Raw genomic sequence first — 272 nt, 5'->3', positions numbered from 1 at the left:
GAGATCGCCGACGTCGCGCTGTTCCTGGCCAGCCGCCGCGCAAGCTACGTAACCGGCGCCCTCGTGCCGATGGACGGCTGCAGCACGCCCATGATCTGAACCGGCGCGGCAGCGCTGGCGGGCAAAAAAAACGGCACCCGAAGGCGCCGTTTGGCAACACTGTGGCCGAGGCCCGCTTACACCAGCCGATGGCCGATACACCAGCCCGCCGCGGCGAGCGCAGCCGAAGCCGGAATGGCCAGCACCCAGGCCCAGACGATGTTGCCCGCCAC

The 272-nt window shown here is 69.5% G+C and carries 1 pseudogene; it reads left to right on the top strand.

Annotation, left to right across the window (positions count from 1 at the left end):
* Window positions 1-99: pseudogene (locus SB751_RS30605) on the top strand (3-oxoacyl-ACP reductase); the annotation flags it as partial.
* Between the last annotated feature and the right edge of the window lie 173 nt (window positions 100-272).

Origin of the sequence: Cupriavidus sp. SIMBA_020 (assembly GCF_046535395.1) — a bacterium.
GTDB lineage: Bacteria > Pseudomonadota > Gammaproteobacteria > Burkholderiales > Burkholderiaceae > Cupriavidus > Cupriavidus campinensis.
The sequence above is the reverse complement of the archived record's forward strand: the minus strand, read 5'-3'. Positions and strand labels throughout refer to the sequence as shown.